We start from the raw sequence: 3,811 nt of genomic DNA on the forward strand, positions 1-3,811 counted from the left end.
AACCCATCTTGTTCGATACCCTACTCCATTGATCATTCAGTGGGGTGAGCCATCCGCGAATGGCACCGGTTCCCCGGGTCGCGGCTCGTTTCCAGCCAATACATCGGCGTCCAACACTTACAATGAGTAGAAAGTATCTCCGCCATGGACCCAAGGCTCGATACGGTGGGTGGCTAACCCTTACAGAAAGCCATTACTGACTTCCTCCCGACAGGGACTTGCACCCTGCAAGATGCGCCGAGCTTTGCTCGGCGCGATAACGCCGAAGTAAGGAGCAGCCAGGGCTTACTTTGACTTCTTTTTATGAAAGCCACTTTTCAATTTTATAGGTTCTATAAAATGGCTCGGCTCTGGCTGTCACCTGAACTGCATGGTTATCTTTTCATCTTGATAGTTATGTTAGTAATTAAATACCTTACACAGAAATATACAAAAGAATACACAATAGGTGTAATAATTCGGCCCAAAGGCAAGGGCCAAAACAAGAGATGATCATCAGCCTTGAAAAATGGTTCAGCCATCCAACTCCCCATTGGAAGATAATATACCTGATGGATAAGTATAAATGTGAAATCTCTATTTATGAAAGGCCAAATAGATAATGGAAATAGCATTATAATCAAAATAAATATAAGATCATACTTTTTAATAATTCGGTTTCTCATAAGAGATAACATTGCTAATCAGCTGCGCGGCTTTTTGCGTCGGCTGAATTAGCCTGGTTACGTTGCTTGTGTCTCGGTGGTTTGGGGCACAGGTGCGTCGGTCTTTCTCCAGAATGCAATGGTACTTCTGGCAGTAAGCACGGCAATGCAAGCGGATGCGCACCCACCAGTGATGATTAACGCAGAGTTCCAGAACCCACCAACGCGGAGCATCTCGTCTATGACCACACACAACGCACAGAAAACAGGCAAAACCACTGCGGAAGCGAGATAGACTAATCGCGCTGTCCGTCCTGGGTACAGTGCCAACCAAGGCACCGTCACTTGGAGGGCCTGGGTGGCCCTACCTTCTATGAATCTTGTAAAATGAATTAGTAAGTACAACTGAATTGCAACAAGGAACATGATGCCAGAAGTGGCAAAGAATCGTTCAGGTAATCGTATCCCAACAATCTCAACCTCGCTCTTTGTGCGCACCCGTTCGTTCTCTATGATATACTTCACCTGATCCAGCTTCAACGATTCGAGATTGGTAGTGTATTGCGCAAGTTCTGGAAATGTCGTGGAGAATCTTCCCGGTTTCCAAGACGCACCGACCTCGCTTGCGAGATATTCCTGGACATGTAAGTTGATTCGCGTAGCGGTGATATTGATCCATAGTTGAAACGACACTTGATCACGATCATACTTGTCTAGTTCAAACACGCGTAAGTCGACATCAGGAAACACATCATTCAGTTTAGAACTATGAAAAACGAATAGCGTTGTGTAAGTCTCGTCTTCAACTCCCCAACTTGGTTTGGCAAGGGTCGCGGTTGGCGACAATTCCTGCTCGTCCGAAGTCAGCAACGTACATTGAAGAGCAGGCGAATACTTGCCCACACCACCTTCCATTCCCAGTAACATCGCAGTGATCTCGTTGGCCTTCAATGGCACTACTACGTAACGGGCATCGACGTCGTTCCACAGCTTCACAAACTCGCCTATAGTTTTTGGCTCGGACACCAGAACAGGCTCAGAAGGCGGGGTGGCAGGAACCCACCGTTCTGCTTTGCGCGCCGACCAATCGAAAACAGGAATGTTGGAAACTTTTATAATTGTGGGTGGCGATTTAATCTGGACCAACATGTCCGTTTGATGGAGCGGTTGCAGCGCACGTTTGTTGAATTCGATTTCGTAACACCGAGCGGCGTGTACTTGTAACCAATTTGGATTGCGGAGAGTGGTCTCTTTAAGTTTCAAAATTCGTTGAATCTGGTCGAATGCTTCATCGGTGTTCTTCCGGGATTCGCTGGCGAGGCCAAACACCAGCACGATGCACGTTGCGAGCAAGCTAAAATGAACGAGCCTTAGGTGCTTCGCAAACTCTTTCAAATCGTCTACGGAAATGGCGCTCTGCGTCATTTTTTCATGCAGCTCCGATTTTTTTTGCGATGGACGTTGCTCAATTCGGGCGAATAGGTTAAAGGGCCGTCAGCCACGTAACGCACGCTTCACAGGGCACAAAAGGAATGCTGACTATGAACGAAGTGCGTTTAATGATGAATACGATTTTGCCGAGCTGCCCGCCTTTTGTGCTCCTGTGCAAGCGATTGTTAAGCGCCTATCATTCCTTCGCCCAGCCAGAACCAGCAAAATATGTAGTATCTCTAAATATAAGAGTTTGTTTGGATTTAATCTTTTGCCTATTTAAATCGCTGTATTTTATAACAATTGGTATTTTCGAACCGTATTTCAGACCTTTTTCTTTTACTCCAGCCATCCCGAATCCATTTGTAGCAACATTCCCAGGATGAAGAAGCGGAATAGTCCCTTCATTAGAGAAACAAGCTTTTATTTCAGACTTCAGTTTTTCTGATGCATTCCCGTCAAATGCATCTTCAAGCATATTTTGGTTTGTAGTAAGCCGGATATCAGTTGCAGGCCTATTACCGACATTGTAGACAACAATATCGAATAACGTAGCCATATTTCCAGAGGCATGAGTTTCGATTCTTGCCGTCACGATTGGTCTGTATGTTTCGCGCCATGATCGCCTGGCAAAAATATAGGATAATAGAGAAACAAGCACTGCTATTAGAGATATCAATACAGTTGGTTCCATATTTCTCCTTGGAGCTTAACGCTGCTGTTCACCGGGCGGGCGGCGCACAGCGAAAACCGCCAGAAAGCGAAAAAGGTTGATAAAAGATACTGCCCAAAACCGCGCCGCTGTAGCCCGATCCGAGTGGAACAGCCTTGTTAGCAGTTTTATTTATGTGCGATAAATGGTTGCGTTTCTGTTGCTACATGTTCAACAAGCCAATCACTGAATCTGATTTTATAATCAGTATCAGTGCTTTCATATTCCAGAATGGTCCCACGCAGGCATCTCGAACATGGTAAAGGTATATTCAAATCATTCAATGCAACGGGATAATTACCATGCTTTGTTTTATAGGATGATAATTCAACCCGAACCTGTTCAGCCTCTTCAATACATGCATTATAGGCTCTGTAAAATGAAAGGTTACCGATATAAAAAGATACTGCATAAAGAAGTATGAATGCTACGCTCAATAGAGTTTTATACTTCCACTTTTTGGGAACTTGGAATGGAATTAATACCATTCCAATCAATCCAATCATATAAGGCGTCAAATGAAATATTCCTTTACCTGCCTCACCAATCCAGAAGGAAGCAAATAAAAACAATATTGTCAGTAGGATGCCAGTTGTCTTGTTCATAATTTGACTGCTAACGGCGCTAATCAGCCGCGCGGTTTTTTTGCGTCGGCTGAATTAGCCTTGTTATATTTCCCTTTTTTTCTACCGCCAGTTCTTTTTGCAATATCAGGTATGGCATCAACTGGAGAAATCACTGTTTGAATTTTCGCACTTTCACCAAGATATTTATTTACCAAACCAGCTAATGGCTTGCCTGTATTTCGGCTCTCTTCAAACATTGCTTTCAGATCTTCGCCTTTTAATGGTTTATCTTTTGCCATTACCATTGTTTGCATATGATATGTAGCATCTTCTTCATTTTCAGTTAAAGTCGTATATCTTATGATATCGTCAGGATATAGGTCCATCGCTTCTTGCATCCCAGACCCACCTGCACCAAATGAATGTCGAATCATTTCTGGTTTTTGTTGTAACAAATC

The 3,811-nt window shown here is 44.0% G+C and carries 4 protein-coding genes; all 4 read right to left on the minus strand.

What is annotated here, in order from left to right:
• Positions 1-722: 722 nt before the first annotated feature.
• Complete coding sequence (locus JCM12296_RS33215; RefSeq protein WP_054702180.1) at positions 723-2,069, minus strand: hypothetical protein; 1,347 nt, start codon at positions 2,067-2,069, stop codon at positions 723-725.
• 202 nt (positions 2,070-2,271) lie between these two features.
• Positions 2,272-2,769: a hypothetical protein gene (locus JCM12296_RS33220; RefSeq protein ID WP_157068139.1), complete on the minus strand. Its 498-nt coding sequence runs from the start codon at positions 2,767-2,769 to the stop codon at positions 2,272-2,274.
• 146 nt (positions 2,770-2,915) lie between these two features.
• Positions 2,916-3,392, minus strand: a complete 477-nt coding sequence (locus JCM12296_RS39405; RefSeq protein WP_157068140.1) for a hypothetical protein — start codon at positions 3,390-3,392, stop codon at positions 2,916-2,918.
• Between the two features lie 23 nt (positions 3,393-3,415).
• The coding region (locus tag JCM12296_RS33225; RefSeq protein ID WP_218188418.1) for a hypothetical protein at positions 3,416-3,811 on the minus strand (396 nt) is incomplete at its 5' end.

Origin of the sequence: Desulfosarcina cetonica JCM 12296, from assembly GCF_001311845.1 — a bacterium.
Classification (GTDB): domain Bacteria; phylum Desulfobacterota; class Desulfobacteria; order Desulfobacterales; family Desulfosarcinaceae; genus Desulfosarcina; species Desulfosarcina cetonica.

What these genes read in the sequence shown, in the direction of transcription:
- JCM12296_RS33215 (WP_054702180.1), bottom strand. Translation starts at nt 2,069, where the DNA reads ATGACGCAGAGCGCCATTTCCGTAGACGATTTGAAAGAGTTTGCGAAG.
- JCM12296_RS33220 (WP_157068139.1), bottom strand. Translation starts at nt 2,769, where the DNA reads ATGGAACCAACTGTATTGATATCTCTAATAGCAGTGCTTGTTTCTCTA.
- JCM12296_RS39405 (WP_157068140.1), bottom strand. Translation starts at nt 3,392, where the DNA reads ATGAACAAGACAACTGGCATCCTACTGACAATATTGTTTTTATTTGCT.